The organism is Vibrio sp. 661, from assembly GCF_033339315.1.
In the GTDB taxonomy this organism is placed as follows: Bacteria; Pseudomonadota; Gammaproteobacteria; order Enterobacterales; family Vibrionaceae; genus Vibrio; species Vibrio alginolyticus.
In genome coordinates, this window is sequence record NZ_JAWOUJ010000030.1 from 1 (window position 1) to 21604 (window position 21604).

Annotated in this window: 26 protein-coding genes; 15 read left to right on the forward strand and 11 right to left on the reverse strand. The window is 44.9% G+C overall.

The annotated features are described in order from the left end of the window. From R7P69_RS23895 to R7P69_RS23910, 4 genes are all read right to left on the reverse strand, one after another. The coding region (locus R7P69_RS23895; RefSeq protein WP_140374088.1) for a flagellin at window positions 1-437 on the reverse strand (437 nt) is incomplete at its 3' end. Between the two features lie 263 nt (window positions 438-700). After that, window positions 701-1840 (reverse strand): flagellin, encoded by a 1140-nt coding sequence (locus tag R7P69_RS23900; protein ID WP_005380443.1) that lies wholly within the window; start codon window positions 1838-1840, stop codon window positions 701-703. 146 nt (window positions 1841-1986) lie between these two features. Next, window positions 1987-2889, reverse strand: a complete 903-nt coding sequence (locus R7P69_RS23905; RefSeq protein WP_054576281.1) for a Dyp-type peroxidase — start codon at window positions 2887-2889, stop codon at window positions 1987-1989. A 46-nt stretch (window positions 2890-2935) separates the two neighbouring features. Then, a complete protein-coding gene (locus R7P69_RS23910) occupies window positions 2936-3421 on the reverse strand; it encodes a DUF2919 domain-containing protein (protein WP_025768263.1) in 486 nt (161 codons plus the stop codon). A 144-nt stretch (window positions 3422-3565) separates the two neighbouring features. Between R7P69_RS23910 and R7P69_RS23915 the strand changes: the two genes are divergently transcribed. Together R7P69_RS23915 and R7P69_RS23920 are read left to right on the forward strand one after the other, a co-directional pair. Further along, window positions 3566-3919: a DUF2956 domain-containing protein gene (locus tag R7P69_RS23915; RefSeq protein ID WP_238952078.1), complete on the forward strand. Its 354-nt coding sequence runs from the start codon at window positions 3566-3568 to the stop codon at window positions 3917-3919. A gap of 3 nt (window positions 3920-3922) precedes the next feature. Further along, entirely contained in the window at window positions 3923-4255 is a 333-nt protein-coding gene (locus tag R7P69_RS23920) for a DUF4156 domain-containing protein (protein WP_005380435.1), read from the forward strand. 34 nt (window positions 4256-4289) lie between these two features. On the opposite strand, the gene R7P69_RS23925 is transcribed toward R7P69_RS23920, so the two are convergent. After that, a complete protein-coding gene (locus tag R7P69_RS23925; protein ID WP_005380433.1) occupies window positions 4290-4577 on the reverse strand; it encodes a winged helix-turn-helix domain-containing protein in 288 nt (95 codons plus the stop codon). 291 nt (window positions 4578-4868) lie between these two features. Here R7P69_RS23925 and R7P69_RS23930 point away from each other — a divergent pair, with 291 nt between their 5' ends. The 4 genes from R7P69_RS23930 to R7P69_RS23945 are packed head-to-tail and all read left to right on the forward strand — an operon-like array spanning window position 4869 to window position 7287. Next, entirely contained in the window at window positions 4869-5219 is a 351-nt protein-coding gene (locus tag R7P69_RS23930) for an ArsC family reductase (RefSeq protein WP_005380431.1), read from the forward strand. A gap of 18 nt (window positions 5220-5237) precedes the next feature. Continuing rightward, the gene (gene dapE / locus R7P69_RS23935; protein WP_005380429.1) at window positions 5238-6374 is read left to right on the forward strand and encodes a succinyl-diaminopimelate desuccinylase; all 1137 of its coding nucleotides are present in this window, start codon (window positions 5238-5240) and stop codon (window positions 6372-6374) included. 14 nt (window positions 6375-6388) lie between these two features. Further along, window positions 6389-7087 carry a M15 family metallopeptidase gene (locus R7P69_RS23940; RefSeq protein ID WP_053306708.1) on the forward strand — a complete coding sequence of 233 codons (699 nt, stop codon included), beginning with the start codon at window positions 6389-6391 and terminating at the stop codon, window positions 7085-7087. Next, window positions 7084-7287: a DUF2897 family protein gene (locus R7P69_RS23945; RefSeq protein WP_005380425.1), complete on the forward strand. Its 204-nt coding sequence runs from the start codon at window positions 7084-7086 to the stop codon at window positions 7285-7287. Before R7P69_RS23940 ends, R7P69_RS23945 begins: the two co-directional genes overlap by 4 nt. A 106-nt stretch (window positions 7288-7393) precedes the next feature. On the opposite strand, the gene bamC is transcribed toward R7P69_RS23945, so the two are convergent. Next, on the reverse strand, window positions 7394-8413 hold the full coding sequence (gene bamC, locus R7P69_RS23950) for an outer membrane protein assembly factor BamC (protein WP_005380424.1): 1020 nt from the start codon (window positions 8411-8413) through the stop codon (window positions 7394-7396). 80 nt (window positions 8414-8493) lie between these two features. Next, on the reverse strand, window positions 8494-9372 hold the full coding sequence (gene dapA, locus R7P69_RS23955) for a 4-hydroxy-tetrahydrodipicolinate synthase (RefSeq protein WP_005380422.1): 879 nt from the start codon (window positions 9370-9372) through the stop codon (window positions 8494-8496). 475 nt (window positions 9373-9847) lie between these two features. On the opposite strand from dapA, the gene R7P69_RS23960 reads away from it, so the two are divergent. Both R7P69_RS23960 and bcp read left to right on the forward strand, forming a co-directional pair. Continuing rightward, on the forward strand, window positions 9848-10390 hold the full coding sequence (locus R7P69_RS23960; protein WP_005380420.1) for a glycine cleavage system protein R: 543 nt from the start codon (window positions 9848-9850) through the stop codon (window positions 10388-10390). A gap of 16 nt (window positions 10391-10406) precedes the next feature. Next, on the forward strand, window positions 10407-10877 hold the full coding sequence (gene bcp, locus R7P69_RS23965) for a thioredoxin-dependent thiol peroxidase (protein WP_053306709.1): 471 nt from the start codon (window positions 10407-10409) through the stop codon (window positions 10875-10877). A gap of 77 nt (window positions 10878-10954) precedes the next feature. Here bcp and R7P69_RS23970 read toward each other — a convergent pair whose 3' ends face one another. Further along, on the reverse strand, window positions 10955-12028 hold the full coding sequence (locus tag R7P69_RS23970) for an AI-2E family transporter (protein ID WP_053306710.1): 1074 nt from the start codon (window positions 12026-12028) through the stop codon (window positions 10955-10957). 1 nt (window position 12029) lies between these two features. Next, the gene (locus tag R7P69_RS23975) at window positions 12030-12266 is read right to left on the reverse strand and encodes a sulfurtransferase TusA family protein (RefSeq protein WP_005380414.1); all 237 of its coding nucleotides are present in this window, start codon (window positions 12264-12266) and stop codon (window positions 12030-12032) included. Window positions 12267-12523: 257 nt separating this feature from the next. On the opposite strand from R7P69_RS23975, the gene R7P69_RS23980 reads away from it, so the two are divergent. From R7P69_RS23980 to R7P69_RS23995, 4 genes are read left to right on the forward strand one after another with little or no spacing between them, the layout of a single operon-like run. Continuing rightward, a complete protein-coding gene (locus R7P69_RS23980; protein WP_053306711.1) occupies window positions 12524-13975 on the forward strand; it encodes a tetratricopeptide repeat protein in 1452 nt (483 codons plus the stop codon). Between the two features lie 16 nt (window positions 13976-13991). Beyond that, a complete protein-coding gene (arsC, locus tag R7P69_RS23985; protein ID WP_005380410.1) occupies window positions 13992-14342 on the forward strand; it encodes an arsenate reductase (glutaredoxin) in 351 nt (116 codons plus the stop codon). After that, complete coding sequence (gene wrbA, locus R7P69_RS23990) at window positions 14343-14912, forward strand: NAD(P)H:quinone oxidoreductase (protein WP_005380409.1); 570 nt, start codon at window positions 14343-14345, stop codon at window positions 14910-14912. 22 nt (window positions 14913-14934) lie between these two features. Next, window positions 14935-15375, forward strand: a complete 441-nt coding sequence (locus tag R7P69_RS23995; RefSeq protein ID WP_005380407.1) for a DUF2069 domain-containing protein — start codon at window positions 14935-14937, stop codon at window positions 15373-15375. A 140-nt stretch (window positions 15376-15515) separates the two neighbouring features. Here R7P69_RS23995 and R7P69_RS24000 read toward each other — a convergent pair whose 3' ends face one another. Further along, window positions 15516-16724 carry a DUF2066 domain-containing protein gene (locus tag R7P69_RS24000; RefSeq protein WP_238952079.1) on the reverse strand — a complete coding sequence of 403 codons (1209 nt, stop codon included), beginning with the start codon at window positions 16722-16724 and terminating at the stop codon, window positions 15516-15518. Between the two features lie 365 nt (window positions 16725-17089). Between R7P69_RS24000 and R7P69_RS24005 the strand changes: the two genes are divergently transcribed. Beyond that, on the forward strand, window positions 17090-18343 hold the full coding sequence (locus R7P69_RS24005; RefSeq protein WP_005389855.1) for a uracil-xanthine permease family protein: 1254 nt from the start codon (window positions 17090-17092) through the stop codon (window positions 18341-18343). A 116-nt stretch (window positions 18344-18459) separates the two neighbouring features. On the opposite strand, the gene upp is transcribed toward R7P69_RS24005, so the two are convergent. Beyond that, window positions 18460-19086, reverse strand: coding sequence for a uracil phosphoribosyltransferase (upp, locus tag R7P69_RS24010; RefSeq protein WP_005380401.1), 627 nt, complete (start codon window positions 19084-19086; stop codon window positions 18460-18462). Window positions 19087-19265: 179 nt separating this feature from the next. Here upp and purM point away from each other — a divergent pair, with 179 nt between their 5' ends. Beyond that, a complete protein-coding gene (purM, locus tag R7P69_RS24015) occupies window positions 19266-20306 on the forward strand; it encodes a phosphoribosylformylglycinamidine cyclo-ligase (RefSeq protein WP_005389861.1) in 1041 nt (346 codons plus the stop codon). A gap of 151 nt (window positions 20307-20457) precedes the next feature. Continuing rightward, window positions 20458-21114 carry a phosphoribosylglycinamide formyltransferase gene (gene purN / locus R7P69_RS24020; protein ID WP_005394347.1) on the forward strand — a complete coding sequence of 219 codons (657 nt, stop codon included), beginning with the start codon at window positions 20458-20460 and terminating at the stop codon, window positions 21112-21114. The last annotated feature ends 490 nt before the right edge of the window (window positions 21115-21604 follow it).

Consider the following 21604-nt stretch of genomic DNA (forward strand, 5'->3'; position numbering starts at 1 on the left):
GATTTCGCACCGTGTGTGCCGTTTAGTAGCTTGTTACCACCGAAAGAAGTGGTTTCTGCGATACGGTTTAGTTCGTCGTTTAGCGCGGTCACTTCTTCTTGAATCGCAACACGTTCTGCTTTCGAGTTTGAGCCGTTTGCTGATTGCAGAGACAAGTCACGCATACGTTGAAGAATATTAGTGGTCTCATTCATTGCACCTTCAGCAGTTTGTGCAATCGAGATACCGTCGTTCGCGTTGCGAACTGCTACATCCAAACCACGGCTTTGTACGTTCAAACGGTTCGAGATTTGTAGACCCGCAGCGTCATCTTTTGCGCTGTTGATTTTAAAACCTGAAGACAAACGCTCCATAGAAGTTTGTTGAGCTGAGTTTGCGTTGTTTAGGTAACGCTGAGCGGTCATCGCTGATACGTTAGTGTTTACATTCACTGCCATGGTGATTTCTCCAATTGATTTTCCGGTGTAGCGGTTTCCGACGTCTCGGAAAACCAAGTAGTTCTCTCAAAGTTACTTTTATTAACGGCGCATGCCCTGTTTTCTTTAGAGAAAATTTTGGATTTTTTTGAAAATAATTCGTTTGGAGGGGTAATCGTGACAAAGCGGATAAAAAAGCAAAAAAACTTTCATTTTTCGCTAAAGCTTCTTTTCGAATTGTCGATACAGGCAGGTTTTGCGTTAAATTCGGGCAAGGCCGTTCATCAGCCAAGCAAGGTCAATGCTAGGTTTGGCGCTTGTTTTGCTTGCGCCAGAATAGAAGTACTGACCTGTTGTAAAATCTGTTGCTTCACCATTTGCGTAGTTTCTTTGGCATAGTCAGTGTCTTGGATACGACTGTTGGAAGCGGCTAAGTTTTCGTGGATGTTATCGAGATTATTGATCGCGTGATTAAAGCGGTTTTGATACGCGCCTAACTCCGCACGACTGCCATCTACCGTTTTCAAAGCATCATCTAAAATGCCGACCGCCATCTGAGCGCCACCGACCGTGCTAATATCAATACTATCTACCGTTCTATTTACGGTGACATACTTGCCAAGTTCTAACTCATCAGCCAGGCCACCACTGAAGGTTGGTCCAGGGTATTTTATGGCGTCCTTGTGGGACATGAGTAACTGCAGTTGCCCCTCTTCATTAACAGACGCTTTCACTTTATCGGTCTGCCCGTTAATGTAAGTCGCGAGTTCTTCTATATCGTCGCCAGCTTTAGCTTCAATACGGATCTCCTGCTCTTCAAAATTGTTATCACGGTAGCTGATAACAATTTCATTATTTCCGTTTTGAACCGTCCAATCTGAACTGACTCTTTGATATGAGCTCATTGAAAAGCTACCTAAAGATTCCGGCTGCATGGTCCGCAGGCCAATTTGTACCGCTTCACCAGCCGTTGCACCGATTTGAAAAGACGATGTACCGAATGTGCCATTCAGCAATTTACGTCCACCAAAAGATGTGGTTTCTGCAATACGACTTAACTCATCATTTAAAGCAGAGACTTCTTCTTGCAGTGCAGTGCGCTCCGCTTTGCTGTTTGAACCGTTAGCTGATTGAAGCGACAAATCACGCATACGTTGCATAATGTTAGTCACTTCATTCATCGCCCCTTCGGCGGTTTGCATTATAGAAATGCCGTCATTCGCGTTACGTACCGCGACATCCAAACCACGCATTTGCGATTGTAGACGGTTGGAGATTTGCAGACCCGCCGCGTCATCTTTTGCGCTGTTAATACGTTTCCCTGAAGACAAACGCTCCATGGATTGGTTCAGCATGTCAGTTGCACTGGTCAAATGACGCTGTGCGACGAGTGCTGCCACATTGGTATTAACGGTGATCGCCACGAGACACAGACTCCAAATAAATTAAGGCTTTGGATACTTATCGACCAAGTAACAGAAAAGTTTAGTGTTTTTTGAAAAGAGATTGGAATAGAAATAGAAAACAAAAGCCCTCTAATTGGAGGGCTTAAGAAATAAAGTCTGAGAACTTACTTGATGGCTAGCTCTGCGAGCATTTCTTGCGAAGGAGCGAAAAAGTACGCACCTGTTACCGCTGTTGTGAAACGAAGCATTTGGTCTGTTTTACCATCTGTTACGCCGTACATACTTTCTAGCATCACTTTAATGTTATGAAGTGTATTGCAGTAAGAGATGAACAACAGACCGTGAGCTCCGGTCACCGTCCCGTATGGTAAGCTGTGGCGAACAATCTTCAAACCTTTACCTTCTTCTTTGATATCAACCCGACCAACGTGCGACGCAGCAGGAACATCTTCTAGCTCGATAGAGTCTGGTTTGGTACGACCAATCACTTTTTCTTGCGCTTTGACATTCAATCGATTCCAAGCGGCAAGGTTATGTTCAAAGCGCTGAGCCATAACATAACTGCCTCCAGCAAATGGGCCCTCTTTTACTAGAGCCACATCAGCGCGAGCCTCCCCTTTCGGGTTTTCTGTGCCATCAATGAAGTCTGTCATATCACGAGCATCAAGGTAACGGTACCCATATGTTTCGTCCACAATGGTGACATCTTGTGCCGTCTCTTCTAGGAACTTACGCAACACGTAAAAATGCAAGTCGTGACGAGTCGAGTGACAGTGAATAAGCACATCTACGTCTGTTGCAGGAGCAACGATGTCACCTTCGCCAAGTTGAGTAAAATCAATAAGCTCTTCTGGCGCGTCTACATTAAGGTGTTCCCAAAACGATTTTGTGAATGCGATAGAAAGCGTCAGCGCAGCACCTGGCTGGGTAATGTTTAACTCTTCCACCAACTTTGGCAGTGCTTTCAGTTTTTCTAATACGTTTTCACGGTTTTGGTTCACTTTGAGTTGAGTGTACAGTGCAAATGGCCCGGCTTCTGGCACGATCGCCGTTTGAGCTTGTGACATTGAGGTTTCCTCTATTACTTTGCCCCAGAGTGGGAAGTTATTGTTTTTAATTCTTTGAATGCTGCTGTTCATCGTGCGCCAATTGTGGCACATGAAAACAGTCTTTTACCCATCTTCCATTTAGAAGATAGATCATAAACCAAGCTAATAAGGTAATGGTAAGGGCGTTTGCCCAATTAAACACTCCATGTTCTAGGTACACATGATACATGGTCTGAGCAAGTTGAATACCGCACAAGATCAAAGTGATCTCGCGACCATAGCGAGTAATTCTGTTTACCCATCCTCTGTCGGGATGACGAAGCCCCATTAACCACATAAGAAGCAAACTTGGAATGCCCATCGCCAAACCTAAATACAACGTACTTGAATCTGGGTAAACAATAGCGAGTAGCTTACTGCCACTATCACGACTTACACCAGCCATGGCAAACACCACCCATGAACGCACAAGAAACATCCATCCCACCCATAAAATGATCGGCGCCTTTAAAAATCCATGAGCGTCATATTGGTCAAACGAATAGCGCACAACATCTTCTTCTTTATGTGATAAAAACGTCACTTTAACCTATCGTTTCAGAGTTGCAAGCCAACAAAGATGAGAACTGAAGTTCATTTCAGCACCTTACACAGGTAAACTAAACAAAGATTTACAGCGACGTTGATGAGAAACATGAAAAAAAGAACTCCTACCACCCCTGTGCCTTCTCAAGAAACTCAAGCCGAAGCGATGAGAATTGCCAAATCCACGCAGAAACCGGGGCAAACCAAAGAGCAAACCAAACTCATCGCTCAAGGTATCGAAAAAGGCATCGCGCAATATAAGAAACAACAAAAAGAGCGCAACCGCCAAGCCGATAAAGCGAAGAAAAAACAGCAACGTGAAAAACAACGTCAGCATGAAGAGATTATCGAACAAGACAATATCACCGACGATGCGCCAAACCATTCATCAAGCAAACTGCCTTGGACACTACTTGTTCTGAGCTGGATTGGCTTTGCTGCTTACATAGTATTGGGGAAATAGCTAATGAAACGCCTGTTACTTGGACTTTTTGTCGTGCTTCTAACGGGTTGCACGATGCCTTCTCACCTTACTCATGCTCAAAGTCAAGATGTTCATATTCGCATTGACGCGCAATTCGACCCTGAGCGATGCGAATACAAAGGCGAAGTCACCGGAAGTGAAGGCCATTGGTATAACTACATTTTCATGACTAATGACGCGATGATGCAAGGCGCGATGAACGATTTAAAAAACAATGCAGCGGCTATCGATGCGGACACCGTTTTTATGGTTTCCCCACAAGATTTTATCACTTCATTTAGCGTACTGGGTTCCGCCTACCGCTGCAATGGATGAGGCCTGAATATGAAAAAAGCCAGCAATTGCTGGCTTATGCACGAAATCCAAGACTGCTAGCGATATCTCTCTCCCGCTCTAGAACCCATTGGCTATCAAAAGGCCCCCAATCTGAAAGTTGATAATAGCCGTCATTATGACGTCGGCCATCTTGAACGAATATGAGTTCAATGCCGATCCCAGGTAACGCCTTGAGTACATCTTGAATAGTACGACGAGGCCACCCCGTTTTTTCGATCAACTTTGGCACATTCGGCCTTTCTAGGTTTTCCACCAACAAGGCCAAATATAGCCGCCTTGCAAAAACAGGACTCAATTCCATTGACACCTCCTAAAATTGTGCTGATTCATTATTTCGTTTTTGCTCAGCGAGGTGTTGCGTTTGATCAATAACTCGACTTTTCCATTTGATTTAGACGAATTTTTATTCGATTTATAGCGCATTCATCGTAAATAAGTTATGTGACATTAGTTATCTCAATCTATCTGAAAATATTTTCCACCGCATTTTGTCAGTTTGATTGCTTCTTGATAGGATGCTTTAACAGCCCAAATCACTTAAGTGCGTCTTAACCGCGCCAGTGAAAAATAGAACAAAGAAAAAGGAAACACTATGTCGATTACCATGTTTGGTATTCCCAACTGCGATACGATCAAAAAAGCCAAGAAATGGTTAGAAGCCGAGGATATTGCTTACGACTTCCATGACTACCGTAAGCAAGGCATTGATGCAGAAATGGTAAGTGAATTTTGTCGCGCTTTAGGTTGGGAACAGGTGCTCAATAAACGTGGCACAACCTACCGCCAATTAGCGCAAGAGCAGAAAGACACACTTAACGAGGAAAACGCCATCGCTCTTTTGGTAGAAAACCCTGCGATGATTAAACGCCCAATTTTAAAAGTGAATGATCAACTTCATATCGGTTTTAAAGCTGATCAATACGCTAGCATTTTCAACTCTTAAATAAAGGAATACTCAAGGATGACAGACAGTCCAGTATTGGCACTTGCTAAAGATCTGATCAGTAGACAGTCCGTAACGCCGGAAGACGCAGGTTGTCAGGATTTGATGATCGAGCGCTTAAAAGCACTCGGGTTTGAAATTGAAGTGATGGTATTTGAAGACACCACGAACTTCTGGGCTCGACGTGGTTCAGAAGCGCCGCTATTTGCGTTTGCTGGCCACACCGATGTGGTACCAGCAGGCAAATTGGAACACTGGAATACACATCCGTTTGAACCGACCATTATTGATGGTTACTTGCATGGCCGCGGCGCAGCTGACATGAAAGGGTCGCTAGCTGCTATGGTCGTTGCTGTCGAACGCTTCATTGAAGAAAACCCAGACCACAAAGGCTCAATTGGCTTTTTGATTACGTCAGATGAAGAAGGGCCATTTATCAATGGTACCGTTCGCGTTGTAGAAACGTTGATGGAACGTGGTGAGAACATCGATATGTGTATTGTTGGTGAACCATCCAGCACCGACGTGGTTGGCGATGTAGTGAAAAATGGACGCCGTGGATCCATCACTGGTGATTTAACGGTAAAAGGAACACAAGGTCACGTGGCCTACCCTCACCTAGCCAGCAATCCAGTGCACGAGTCTCTACTCGCGATTCATGAACTCGCGACGACAGAATGGGACAAAGGGAATGATTACTTCCCACCGACTAGTTTCCAGATCCCGAATGTATCGGCTGGCACTGGTGCGTCTAACGTTATTCCTGGCGAGTTCCATGTTCAGTTCAACCTACGTTTTAGTACTGAGCTTAACAATGACGCAATTGTTCAGCGTGTTACCGAAACATTGGACAAGCATGAGCTGGACTACGACCTAAAATGGACATTCAACGGAGACCCATTCCTGACCGATACGGGCGCACTGCTAGACGCGGTTGTAGCTGCTGTGGCCGAAGTCAATGATACGAAGCCAGCGCTACTTACAACTGGCGGTACGTCTGATGGTCGTTTTATTGCTCGAATGGGAGGTCAAGTCGTAGAGTTAGGCCCTGTTAACGCTACGATTCATAAAGTGAACGAGTGTGTGAAAGTCGACGATCTTGAAAAGTTGACGGACATGTACGAAAACACGTTGAAACACCTATTGGCGAAGTAATCAGCGAGAACACAATGACACCAGAGCAACTCACCGGAATCACTGATTCTCATCTTCAATCCACACTAGTGGGGCAAAAAGCGTTTCTACTCCACCCTGAAGTGGCTGACGATCTGCTAAAGATGATTGAAGCGGCAACAGAAGCAGGTTTCAAAATGGAAATCGCCAGTGGTTTTCGTGACTTTAATCGCCAAAAAGCCATCTGGAACGGGAAGTTTTCTGGTGAGTTGCCAATTCTCGACATCAACTCCCGCCCTTTGAATAAAGCAGAATTAAATGACGAAGAGAAATTGATGGCCATTTTGCGCTGGTCGGCATTGCCCGGAGGAAGTCGTCATCATTGGGGTTGTGATTTTGATGTCTATGCGCGCAATTTATTGCCTGCTGACACCAAACTCAAGTTGGAACCTTGGGAGTATCTCGAAGGCCACCAGCAGGCGTTCTACCAATGGTTAAAAGCCAACCTTGGTCGGTTCGGTTTCTTCTTCCCTTATCAGCATGATTTAGGTGGCGTTTCGATTGAGCCTTGGCACATTAGTCACCGCGCTGTCGGGCAGCAATGCCTCGAGCAGTTGACGCTTGATGTACTCAGAAGCCAGTTGATTAAACAAAATCAGACCGACAACATTGCAGGGATTGACGTCATACTGAATAATTTGGATAACGTCGTTGCCAAATTTATTCACAATATCACGCCGCCGGAGGCTCTATGATAGAAATACTAACCAATCCTTGGGTCATTATTATTGTAGTGTTGAGCGTGGTCATTGGTAATATTGCCGCACTCAAATATACCGCAAAAATGAAGTTTGGTCAGATGGATAAAAGCCGTAAGAACGATTTAGATAAGCTGAACACATTGGATAAACAGCGCTACGCTGAAGAAGATAAAAACAAAAACGAGCCTCGTTAGTTACTCACCAGCTTCATCTCGACACATTTAATCTAAACATCAAAAAAGGGACCACTAGGTCCCTTTTCTATCATTAAGTAAACACGCCGCGTTAAGCTCGCTTTGTTTACTGCTTCACTGTTGCAGCCAATACAGGCGCTAGTGATTTCAAAAACTCTTCTTCTACTGGCTTGCCAGAGGAGTCGGTGATATTGATAGACGTACGGTTGCCTAAATCACCAAGTAAGAATGTGTACTTCCCAGCGGCTAACTCCACTGGTTTAACGCCGATATCGTTCCAGAATTCATCATCCGGAGACGCATATTTCGCAGTGATTGTACCCTGAGACTGGCTACGCTCTTCAATCTTAAAGCCCATCTTAGGTAGAATATTAGGCAAACGTTGCCAAAGCATGTTGTATTGCGCACGCGCGATAATCACAGGAAGTCCGCTGCGGTCTTTACCCATTGTGATTGGGATCTGTTTAACCAACTCTTGCGCTTTACGCTGTGCTTCTTCACGCACTTCTTGGTCGTAGCGAGCGGTGACCAAGTTCGTCATGAATACATTGTAGCGCTCACGGTTGGTCGCCGTTACTTCTTTCACTTGATTGCCTTCACGCCAGTCAATAAGGCTCACCTTAAAGCCGTGTCGACCATTTGCTTCAGCGCGTACGATTTCATATCGGCTGCCAATTTCTAGCTCTTCATCTGGCGAATCCCAAGTCACCCATCCTGTCTCGATGCGAGAGTCTGTTTGGCTTTCAACTGGAATCTCGTTAGCCGCGACCATGTTTTGCACCGTTTGCCAAACTTTATCTAGTTCATCTTTACGAAGTAGCCAAAGTGTCACTTCACCATCACTACTGCGGTCCAAACGTGCACCGGGAATAAGCTCTAGGACTTGTTGAGGTGGACGAATGTCGACATCTTTACCTACACCACCAGCGTAGTTACCCTGAGGGATCTCGTAGTTAGGGTAAAACTGAGGCTGTGCACCCTGTGGGACATTCCACTCACCCAAATTTGGGGAGTTCAAATACTCGAAGTCATCTTTTGCTTGACGACGTTGATTGGCACCACCTGAACAGGCAGTCAATACGAATACAGCTAATGAACTTAACACTAACTGGCTTGAAAGCTTCATCTATACTCCTAAAACACCGAGGGCGCTTTGGCCCCCAGTATGAACTTCAATCCTAGTAACTCAATCTTAATAGCTCAATCTTAATAAATATGGGCGTCTGTTAGCGCCTGCTCGACGATCGGCTGCGATTTTTCAGAAAGCGTAGTTAAAGGAAGACGCAAACCACCTTCTTCAATCAAACCAAGCTTTTGCGCTGCCCATTTTACTGGGATAGGGCTTGCTTCGATGAAAAGGTTTTTATGTAGAGTCATCAAGCGTTGGTTAATCGCTTCTGCTTCTTCGTACTTACCTTCACTTGCCAAATGGAACATGTCTGCCATGTCTTTAGCTGCAATATTGTTCGTTACCGAGATAACACCATTGCCGCCAAGTTTCACAAAATCCAGCCCTGTCGCATCATCGCCACTTAGTAAGATAAAATCTTCGCCACAAAGTTCACGATGAATTGCAATTCGTTCCAAATCACCCGTTGCATCTTTTAGAGCTACGATATTATCAAGCTTTGACAAGCGTGCCACTGTTTCTGGCTGCATATCAACAGCAGTACGGCCTGGTACGTTGTACAAAATTAGAGGCACATCACTCGCTTCGGCAATTGCCTTGTAATGTAGAAACAAACCCTCTTGAGTTGGTTTGTTGTAATACGGTGTCACACTCAGGAAGCCAGCAATACCAGAATCAGCCAGTAATTTGCTAAATGTTACTGCCTCATGGGTTGCATTTGCACCCGTGCCAGCAATCACAGGGATGCGACCGTCGGCAAACTCAACAGTTTTATTAACGACCTTTACATGCTCTTCAATGGTCAGTGTCGCTGACTCACCTGTTGTGCCTACTGCCACAATACCGTCTGTACCCGCTTCAACGTGGTACTCTACTAGCTTTTGCAGACCGTCAAAGTCTACTTCGCCATCTGCTTTGAATGGCGTAATCAGCGCTACGATACTTCCTGAAAACATGTTTATCTCCCTCATTTAACTCTTTCTGCATGGTACTGTAATGCGATTGAAAAACACAAGAGCGTAAACTCGCTTACAAAGTACAAATGAATGAATAATTACCAGTTGTTAGAGGTCTAGCAACTTAATTGCTCTATTTGGTTTGATTAACGGCAATATTGATAATCGTGTTGGGCTTTCGAGTGACTTTAGAATCTATCAGTGATTTGGAAAATACTGAAGAGCACAAGCAAGGAAAATATACTCTTTGGTCTTGTTAGCCAAGTCAGATCTAAGTGAATAAAACGGCCAGACAATAGGCAAGCACATCATGCAAACGTTTTGTTTATCCTGTAGCCTGCATTTACTGTTTATTTCCCACCGCTCCCCTCAACATCCTCCTGCTTTTTATAGACTAAAAAAGAACTGGCTCGATATTTCTTCGCAATATCTGTGCTAACATCTCTCTATTGAAGAAAGGACAAGAAGCTCATTTATGAAGCAACATCTGGTACTTACAGCAGTTGGAACGGACCGTCCAGGCATTTGTAACCAAGTCGTACAGCTCGTTACTCAAGCTGGTTGTAACATAGTCGATAGCCGTATCGCTATCTTTGGCAGCGAATTTACGCTGATCATGCTCCTGACTGGGAACGCCAGCAGCGTGACTCGAGTTGAAACGCAATTGCCCCTGCTTGGCCAAGAACATGACCTTATTACGATCATGAAACGCACAGCGGCGCACGAACTGCTCGATAACAGCTACACCATGGAAGTGTTTATTGAGTCTGAAGACCGCCCTGGGTTAACTGAAAAATTTACTAAGTTCTTCGCTGATCAGCAGATTGGTTTAGACTCTCTTAGTGCGCAAACCATCAGCAAGTCGAAAATTCAACTCGATTCTGACCAGTTTCACATTGCGATTACTGCATCTGTAAGCGCGGATTTTAATTTGATGCAGTTACAAGAAGACTTCGATGAACTTTGTAAGTCGCTCAACGTACAAGGTTCTCTGAATTTCATTAAAAACACACTATAAAGTAAAGGAAATCAAAATGAATACGCTGACAGCAGGCTCGCCAGCGCCAGCCTTCTCTTTGCTCGACCAAGACGGAAATACCGTTTCTCTTGAACACTTTAAAGGCAAGAAAGTACTTTTCTACTTTTACCCTAAGGCGATGACGCCGGGTTGTACTACACAAGCAAAAGGCCTTCGTGACATCAAAGCTGAACTCGATGCACATAACGTGGTAGTACTCGGCGTAAGCATCGACCCTGTAAAGCGCCTAGGCAAGTTCATCGAGCGCGATGATTTAAACTTCACTCTGCTTTCTGATGAAGACCATGCCGTTGCAGACCAGTTCGGCGTTTGGGGCGAAAAGAAATTCATGGGCAAAGTATACGACGGTCTTCACCGCATTAGCTTTCTGATCAATGAAGAAGGCGTGATCGAACACGTGTTTAACAAGTTCAAAACCAAAGATCACCACGAAGTCGTATTAAACTACTTAAACGAAAACGCTTAAACGCTATTGTTTTTCTACAAACAAAAAGCCCAGCAAACTGCTGGGCTTTCTTTTAACTATCGTACCTTTGGTAACAACTACTCTTGTTCGATAGGTTCGTTTTCTTCCGTGCTTGGTAATGCATGCCATACGGCTTTGACTAATGTCGCTAAAGGAATGGCGAAGAACACCCCCCAAAAGCCCCAGAGCCCACCAAAGACTAATACAGCCACAATGATAGCAACTGGGTGTAAGTTTACTGCCTCGGAAAACAGAACAGGAACCAACACATTACCATCCAGCGCCTGGATAATACCGTAAGCAAGCAACAACCAATAAAACGGAGGCGTTAAACCCCATTGGAACAAACCAACGATAGCAACAGGTACAGTAACAGCCGCCGCACCGATATAAGGAATCAAAACCGATAGACCAACGGCTACGGCAAGCAACGCCGAGTAACGAAGATCTAAAAGGGCAAAAGTTACGTAGCTCACACCGCCCACGATTAAAATCTCTAACACTTTACCGCGAATGTAATTTGATATCTGCTCGTTCATTTCATGCCAAACTTTATTCGCCAATTTACGGTTTTTCGGCAGAATACCGCTTGCGATTCGCAGCATTTCTTCTTTGTCTTTAAGCAAAAAGAAGATAAGGAGTGGCACTAAGATCAAATATACCGCTAGCGTTGCAATGCTAACTAATGAAGCAAGCGACCCTTTGACGACACTTTCACCCAGCCCCAGTGCTTGGTTTTTGGCGTTCGTCACCACGGTTTCTACTATTTCTAAATTGGCTAGTTCAGGATGGCGCTCTGGCAATGTGACAATAAACTTTTGTAGCCCGTTGTACATGTTCGGAATATCGTTAATTAGATTACCGACCTGAGTCCAAATCGTCGGAACCAAGCCAAACAACGCAATTAACATTAACCCGACAAAGACCAAGATCACGATAATAACCGACAAAGTGCGCGGCACGCCCATACGACACATTTTGACAACTGGCCATTCAAGTAGATAAGCCAAAACGATCGCGACAAGTAATGGCGCAATCAAGTGTCCAAAGAAGTAAATGGTGATAAAGCCAAACAGCAAGATCGCGACGAGACTTACTGCGTGAGGGTCAGAGAAACGTCGTTTATACCAACGACTAACCATTTCAAACATCTTATGCGGATTCCTTATTGAAGACAGTCAATGTGTAGTGCTCTGATGTAGATTGGCAATCAACCGAGTACCCTTGGGCACTAAGATAGTTCACAATGTCTCGTTTAGAGCTGTTGTCCACCACTTGAATGACAAGTTGATGATACTGCTTTGCTTCTCCTTGAAAGACCTCAGCAGCATGACGCTTTGCAAGTAACAGTGCCATAGGACAACGTTGCTCACGCAAATCAAGTAACATGGATTCCATTGTATTGCTCTGCACTTATGATAGGGTTGTATTGTAACGGCTTTTTGAGCTGGTGCTAGCACTTCTGACATGATTTAACCACATGCTGAAATAGCTCGGATGTAAAATAATTTACGAAACCAATTCATTTATTTCCGGTCTTACTGTTAGCTTATATCCTCACGGATAACCAAAACGTATGTGGCGCTGTTAATAGGCTCTCGACCTGTAACCACATGCTTATGTATTTTGGAGAACCTTTTAAACGTATGTTAAAACGCACTCGCTCGCTAGTTTGCTTATGTCTTGCTGCTGCCATCAGTTCGCCGACAACTTATGCCAATAGCATTGACTTGCCAGACATTGGCACAGCTGCTGGTGGCACGCTTTCAATAGACCAAGAGTTGATTTATGGCGACGCCTATATGCGTATGCTCAGAGCCAGTAAACCTATCGTTAATGACCCTGTCATCAATGAATATATTGACTCTCTTGGGCACAAATTAGTGGCCAATGCGAATGATGTAAAAACGCCGTTCCATTTCTTTATGATTCGCGACCGTAATATCAACGCGTTCGCGTTTTTTGGTGGCTATGTAGCGCTGCATTCTGGGTTGTTTCTTCATGCTCGTTCAGAAAGTGAGCTGGCCTCTGTTGTCGCTCACGAGATAGCGCACGTCACACAACGTCATCTTGCTCGGAGTATGGAAGAACAAGCACGCCGCTCTCCGGCCACATTAGCCGCACTTGCGGGGGCACTACTGCTTTCAATTGCCTCACCCGAAGCGGGGATGGCTGCAATTACAGCAGCAACCGCGGGCAATATGCAAAGTCAAATCAACTACACTCGTGCAAACGAAAAAGAAGCGGATCGCTTTGGTATTTCGACACTAGCAAAAGCCGGTTTTGATGTTCAAGCAATGCCAAGGTTTTTTGGCCGTCTTGCTGATGAGTATCGTTATGCGAGTAAACCGCCACCAATGCTCCTGACTCACCCTCTGCCTGAAGATCGAATTACCGATAGCCGTGCGCGAGCAAGAACCTACCCTCCAATGCGTGTTGTGCCTTCAATAGACTATCATCTAGCTCGCGCGCGCATTGTCGCTCGTTACGCTGGCATTGATGGACAAGCCGCCCTGAGCTGGTTTGAGAGAACCCAAAAGAAAGCCTCTGCGGACATTACACCTGCTTTTGATTATGGTCGAGCACTCGTGCATTTAGACAATAAACGCCTATCTCAAGCGGAACCAATTTTGAAAAAGTTACTGGAACAAGAACCAAGTAACCCGTTTTACTTGGACGCTATGACGGATTTATACATCGAGAAGAAGCAGCCAGAAAAAGCGACCGAGATGCTCCGTAAAGCGTTATCTCGGAACCCTCAAAATAAAGTATTGACCATTAACTATGCCAATGCACTACTTGAGGACAATAAAAACGATCAAGCCACGCGAGTTCTTCAAAGATACACTCATGACTATCCTGAAGATACAAATGGCTGGCACCTAATATCGAAGAGCTACCACGCGCTGGGGCGTAGCGATGAAGAGTTGGCTGCTCGAGCAGAAATTTTGGCATTGCGAGCAAATTGGAATAAAGCGATTCAATATTATAGTGAAGCAAGTAAAATGGCCAAGTTGGGCAGCTTAGAGCAAGCGCGATACGATGCCCGTATCGACCAACTCATGATCCAAAGAGATCGATTCATGGCATTACAATAACGAAATGGAGAAAACCATGTCAGTCGTGATTTATCACAACCCTCGTTGCTCAAAGAGCCGTCAAACACTTGAACTGCTTGAGCAAAATGGTGTTACACCGGAAGTCGTCAAATACCTAGACACACCACTTAACGTGGATGAACTAAAAGCGCTGTACGCCCAGCTTGGCTTTTCATCTGTACGTGAAATGATGCGCACTAAAGAAAGTGAATATAAAGAGCTTGGCTTAGGCGAAGACTCCGTCAGCGATGAGCAATTATTCGAAGCAATGGCGAAAAATCCAAAGTTGTTTGAGCGTCCGGTAGTCGTTGCTAACGGCAAAGCAAAAATTGGTCGCCCACCAGAGCAAGTGTTGGATATTTTATAAATGGATTGCCAGATCCTTATTTTGTATTTCAGCCGTCATGGCTCGACAAAACAACTGGCAAGACAAATAGCAAGAGGAGTCGAATCGACTCCTCAATGCCAAGCAATTTTGCGTACAGTTGAAGAATTGTCACCTCACTCACACTCCCCTTCTGATCCAATTGTTACTCTAGAGGAACTGAAAACGTGCGACGGTCTAGCGTTTGGCAGCCCCGTCTGGTTTGGCAACATGGCTGCGCCTTTAAAGCACTTCTGGGATCAGACTACATCTTTATGGGTCAGTGGTGACTTAATCGATAAGCCTGCTTGTGTCTTTACCTCTTCGTCCTCGATGCATGGTGGTCAAGAAACAACGTTACAAAGCATGATGACCCCTTTATTGCATCACGGGATGATGGTTTTGGGCATTCCTTATTCCGAGCCAGAGTTACACACTACGCAGTCCGGAGGCACTCCGTATGGCGCCAGCAGTGTAGGCCATGAGGCGACCCTGAGCAGTGAAGAGATTCGCCTGGCACAACAATTAGGCAAAAGGCTGGCAACTGCAGCGTTAAAACTAAAAGTCTGTTAGTAAAATCAAGGATAGTTAATCGATGTCTGACTCTTTAGACCAAACACCACTCGGTACACAGGCTAAAACCTATCGTTACCTGGCTTTATTTGGCAACTTAGCCTTATTAGCCTGGGTCGCTATTTGGCAGCTTGCGTTATCCCCTCACCCTCACCTCAGCAGCACAACACTTGCTATTGCTTGGTGTATTCCGCTACTACTTCCGTTGCCTGGTATTTTAGCTGGTAAGCCTTACACTCATGCTTGGGCTAACTTTGTTCTTATGCTGTATTTCTTGCATGCGCTGACCATCCTTTATGTGGATGGGGGTGAACGCTGGCTTGCGGCAGTGGAACTGATACTGACTTCACTCGGTTTCGCTGGTAATATTTTGTTTGCTAGAGCGAGAGGCAAAGAGCTAGGTCTTAAGTTGAAACGCCTCTCTCAAGTAGAAAAAGAAGAAAAAGCGAAATTCAATAAATAACGCCAATCGCAGTCAATCACTGATCATTGGTTCGAATACGAATTTAGAAAACAAAAAGAGTCGCTATTGCGACTCTTTTTTATGCTTACCACATTGGTCTTTGATCCTTGCGTTTCACGCCTGGAACGCTACCAAGGAGATTACGATGCCGAGCGCCACTCGTAGATCAAGTCATACTGTTCTCGGACAGGCTCCACAATCATCGGCTGAGTTGGCTGTGTTTCGTCACTTGCTTCTGCCACAATATCTACTGGTACTTCAGGCTGCGCTTCTTTTGGCGTCGCGGCGTCTTTTGCTTCATTACTCTGAACCAATGGCTCTTCTTCTTGAGTTGAAGCTGGGGCATCAACTTCACCTAAAGGATCTTCAAAAACCATTAACTGAGAAATAGAAGAAGCTTCTTTCTCAAAAGCTTGTTGTGATGCCAAAAGGTGGATGTTGAGCGTTAACTCGTCCCCTTGAACACGCTTAATCTCTGTACCCGCAACCGAATTAAGTTGTTTTAGCGCATTCTCTAAACGGAAGAAGTCCGTGGCAGAGGTTACATTAAGGACTTTCACTGCTAGCGCTTTTGAAGACTTTCCTGAAACCACAACTGCACTCTTACTTGCATAGTAGTCTGCGATGCCATCCACCATTTCTGCAATAGCATTAGCACCTGATTCAGACCCGCTACGCGGAGAACGTTGCGCTTCTACAATTCTCGTTGGCGACTGGTCGTAGAGTGTCCAACGAATTTGTTCACCTTGAGCTCGTACAACCAAAACGGCGTCAGCTGGGTAGCGCTGGCTGGCTTGACCAATTGGCTCAATAAAGCCGCCCCAAAGATCAGAGACATTAACACCGGTCACATCATCAAAATCCCCAACCGGGATAGTGATTGGTAGGCCTCTTAATTTCGCTGCGCTACGAAGTGCTGCAACATTTGAAGATTCAGAATGTTCCCACGCAATGTTACGATCGTAACCCTGCTCTTCAACCATCCAAACTAAAATATTGGCACGATTTGGCGACCAAGATGGCAATTGTGCTTGTGTTAAAAGAGAGCTGATTTGGTCGTTGTTAAACAACATTTTTAGGCTCGCTTTTCCATCAACCTGCCCATAGCTCAGTTGAGAAATGTAACGCGCACTTGAGCTGAGTGCCTTTTTAATCACTGGATTGCTTAAAGAGGATTGAGAACCGGTCGCTCGAACAATCACATCCTGCATACCTTGTTGACGAGCCAAAGACTCACCGTCGTTCTGCTCACTGTCGATAACCACTTCGGCACGATAGATATCCACCTGAGTTAATGCATATACTGGTAGGGACAACCAACCTATCAGTAAGAGAGCTAAATAGCGCATAGTTTTTATAATCCTCTGAACAAGAACCCGAATAATAAGCAACTATCAAATCTTGAGCAAGGCAAGTACTGAGTAAATTGTCTGTATTATGACCAGCTTTGTTAACTCGGGCCTCAACCAGCGCTTCAGTGCTATTTTTTATAATAAATTCATTGCTTATTAAGCTATCTCAACAAGTTAGGCTGTCCATTTTTCATCTTCACGCAAGACACGTAAAAGAGGACAACTTGCAAGCAAGCAACTCTCAAAAGTGCTATTTATGAGAAAAATTCAATCGAAAGTTTGATCTATGCAACATTGCAAACGATTGCAGGATGATAGTATTCGCCGGATTTGTCTGCGTATCTTGAAAATAGGGAATTATTATGAAAAACGCGTTACAAGGCGCTCAAATGCTCTTTGTCGCTTTTGGTGCTTTGGTGCTTGTGCCGCTCCTAACTGGCCTTGATCCAAACGTAGCCCTCTTTGGTGCCGGTGTCGGTACTCTCCTCTTCCAATTAATGACTAAACGTTCTGTTCCCATCTTCCTTGCCTCTTCTTTTGCGTTTATTGCTCCTATTATGTTCGGTATCCAAACTTGGGGTATCGGTGCAACGATGGGCGGCTTGATGGCAGCGGGCTTAGTTTATGTGGCTCTAGGGGCGATGATCAAAGTGCGCGGTGTTGGATTTATCCATAAAATTCTCCCGCCTGTTGTCGTTGGCCCTGTGATCATGGTTATCGGCCTTGGCCTTGCCCCAACAGCAGTGAACATGGCAGTAGGTAAAACTGGTGATGGAGCTGCACAGCTAGTTAATGGTGATGCTGCGATCATTATCTCGGCGGTCTCACTGCTCACAACCATTGTACTCAGCGTTTTTGCAAAAGGCTTTTTGAAGCTCGTTCCTATTGTTGGTGGTATTCTTGCTGGTTACTCTGTTTCTCTATTCTACGGTGTGGTTGATTTCACTCCCGTAGAACAAGCGGCTTGGCTAGCCATGCCAAACTTCACCGCGCCAGAGTTTAATATCAACGCAATTTTGTTCATGATTCCTGTCGCTATCGCACCTGCGGTTGAGCACGTAGGTGACATGCTTGCTATCTCAAACGTTACAGGTAAAAACTACCTGAAAAAACCAGGCCTTCACCGCACAATCGCAGGTGACGGGGTGGCAACTATCGCAGCTTCGATGGTGGGTGCTCCACCAAACACCACTTACAGTGAAGTAACAGGAGCGGTAATGCTAACCAAAGCATTTAACCCTGTGATCATGACTTGGGCAGCAATCACCGCAATCGTACTTGCATTGGTAGGTAAGCTAGGTGCGGTTCTTCAAACGATTCCAGTACCTGTCATGGGCGGTATCATGATTCTGCTGTTCGGCTCTATCGCAACGGTAGGCCTCAACACACTGATCAAGAATAACGTTGATTTACATAAGTCTCGTAATCTAGTGATTGTTGCCGTAACCCTTGTGTTTGGCATTGGTGGTATGGCCTTCGGTATTGGTGAGTTCAGTCTACAAGGTGTGAGTCTATGCGGTATCGTGGCAATTATTCTTAACCTTGTGCTACCAAACGATTTAGGTGAAAACCACGTTGTAGATAACGCACAAATGGAAGAAGAAAGCGCGAAATAGTTCGTTTGCGCCGCTTTATTAGTTGGCGTGTCTTACTCTTCTCCTCTTGTAGATACAAAAAAGGCTTGGTTTTCACCAAGCCTTTTTCTGTTCAGTCATAGTAATACATCAAAGAATTACTTAGTACCGAAGATCTTATCACCTGCATCGCCTAGACCCGGAACGATGTAGCCTTTGTCATTAAGCTTCTCATCGATTGCCGCAGTGTATAGCTCAACATCTGGGTGTGCTTTTTCTAGCGCTTCAATACCTTCTGGTGCAGCAACAAGTACCAGCACTTTGATTTGGTTACAACCTTTCTCTTTTAGGAGATCGATCGTAGCAATCATAGAACCACCTGTTGCAAGCATTGGGTCAACAACAAGCGCAATACGCTCCTCGATGTTTGAAGCAAGCTTGTTGAAGTAAGGAACTGGCTCAAGCGTTTCTTCATCACGGTAAATACCCACAACACTGATACGTGCGCTTGGCATGTGCTCAAGAACTCCATCCATCATGCCTAGACCTGCACGTAGGATTGGCACTACGGTTACTTTTTTACCTTTAATCTGGTCTACTTCTACCGGACCGTTCCAACCATCAATGGTCACTTTTTCTGTTTCAAAGTCTGACGTTGCTTCGTAAGTAAGTAGGCTACCGACCTCAGTCGCTAACTCACGAAAACGTTTTGTGCTGATGTCACCTTCTCTCATTAGACCAATTTTATGTTTTACTAGAGGGTGCTTTACTTCAACAACTTTCATGTCCATCTCCGGCTATAGTTGGCAATATTTAAACAAACCTTCAGATTATACATGATTTTCACAGGGATATCAGGATAAATCACTAAAGAAAAAAACAGACGCAAACGTTTGCTATCTATGTTTAAGCACTGTTAGAATAGCGCCGTTTTCATATCCAACTTAATACCGAGGACTTCCCTGTGAGTGGTAACAACTCTTCTCTTAGCTATAAAGACGCTGGTGTAGATATTGATGCAGGCAACGCGCTTGTGGATCGTATTAAGGGTGCGGTAAAACGTACTCGTCGCCCTGAAGTTATGGGTGGTATCGGTGGTTTTGGCGCGCTATGCGAATTGCCAACTAAATACAAACAACCTGTACTGGTTTCTGGTACTGATGGCGTTGGCACAAAACTTCGCCTAGCACTGGATATGAACAAGCACGACACAATTGGCATCGACCTAGTGGCAATGTGTGTAAATGATCTTATCGTGCAAGGCGCAGAGCCACTGTTTTTCCTAGATTACTACGCAACAGGCAAACTAGACGTTGATACCGCAGCGGATGTTGTTTCAGGTATCGCAGAAGGGTGTGTTCAAGCAGGTTGTGCCCTAATTGGTGGCGAAACTGCGGAGATGCCTGGCATGTATGAAGGCGAAGACTACGACGTAGCTGGTTTCTGTGTTGGCGTAGTAGAAAAAGAAGACGTGATTGACGGCACGAAAGTCGCTGCTGGTGATGCACTTATCGCTGTTGGTTCAAGCGGCCCACACTCAAACGGTTACTCCCTTATCCGTAAGATCCTAGAAGTATCTGGTGCAGATAAGAGCGAAGAGCTAGCAGGCCGCACTATTGGTGAGCACCTACTAGAACCAACAAAAATTTACATCAAGTCAGCACTTAAGATGATTGAGAAACACGACATCCATGCGATTTCTCATATCACTGGTGGTGGTTTCTGGGAAAACATCCCACGCGTACTGCCTGAAGGCACGAAAGCAGTTATCGATGGTAACAGTTGGGAATGGCCAGTTATCTTCAAGTGGCTACAAGAGAAAGGCAACGTCGACACACACGAAATGTACCGCACATTCAACTGTGGTGTAGGTCTAATCGTCGCACTACCGAAAGACCAGGCAGATGCAGCAGTTGCTCTTCTTAAAGAAGAAGGCGAAAACGCGTGGGTGATTGGTCAAATCGCACAAGCAGACGCGAACGAAGAGCAAGTTGAAATCCAATAATTTGCAAATCGAGCTCAAAAGATAAGAAGAATGAGGACACTAGATGACTAGGTCCTCATTTTGCTATCTAGAACACTAAAAACCATTCTATTAGTAGGTAGTTTAGAAGCTACATAACTCCAACCTACAATACCAAGGCGCTCTCGACATCATGAAAAACCATACCCTAAAAAACATTGTGGTCCTCATCTCGGGTAACGGAAGTAACCTGCAAGCTATCTTGGAAGCTTGCGAAGACAGCATGCCAAACGCACGAGTGGCAGCCGTGTTCTCTAACAAAGCAGATGCTTTTGGTTTAGAACGTGCAAAAAAGTTTGATGTGGACGGTCACTTTGTCGACCCTAAAGCATTCAGCTCACGTGAAAGCTTTGATGCAGAGCTAATGAGTCAAATAGATGAATACCAACCAGACGTGATTATTCTTGCTGGTTACATGCGCATTCTGAGCAGCGCATTTGTTTCTCATTACATGGGTAAGATGATCAATATCCACCCTTCTCTTCTACCAAAATATCCTGGGCTACACACACACCAGAGAGCAATTGATGCTGGCGATAAAGAACATGGTACGAGTGTGCACTTTGTAACGGAAGAGCTTGATGGTGGCCCTGTCATACTGCAAGCAAAAGTTCCTGTGTTCGAAGACGATGATGCTAGTGTACTTGCGGCACGTGTTCAGGCGCAGGAGCACCGAATCTACCCTATGGTGGCTAAGTGGCTGGTAGACGAGCGGTTGATCATGAAGGATGGTAAAGCCTATTTAGATGGCGCAGAGCTTGGCGTACATGGGTACGCCTCAGATGAGTAGCCCTGAATAATAAACTCCAAGCACAAAAGAGCAGCCTGAGGGCTGCTCTTGGTTGTTTTAATACTTATAAACTTGATTCAAGAAAACCATGGTGAGACTAGAAACCTAAAACCCAGCATTCTAAAAAATCCCATAACCACTTGAGTAACATAACACTCGGAAAGTAGATTCTGCATCTGGTTCGTTCTTCACCGTTCAGACTGACGAGGTGTTTTATGAGAAATTTCTATCAGTTACGTCTTTACAGCAAGCCTTAGCGAGACTAGGACTCTACTACCAGCACTCTAGAAAGTAAGAATGCTCATCCGTATCCGCCCTCGGTTTAAAACGCATAAAAATAAAGCTCGCGATTAAGCGAGCTTTATTTTTATATTCTGTGCCGTCCTAAATAAGGTTGACACTTTCCCCCCCAAAAAATTGGAGAGTGTTATGAAATCAACAACTAAAAGAACTCAGCGCGATTACTCCCTCGCTTTTAAACTCACTGTAG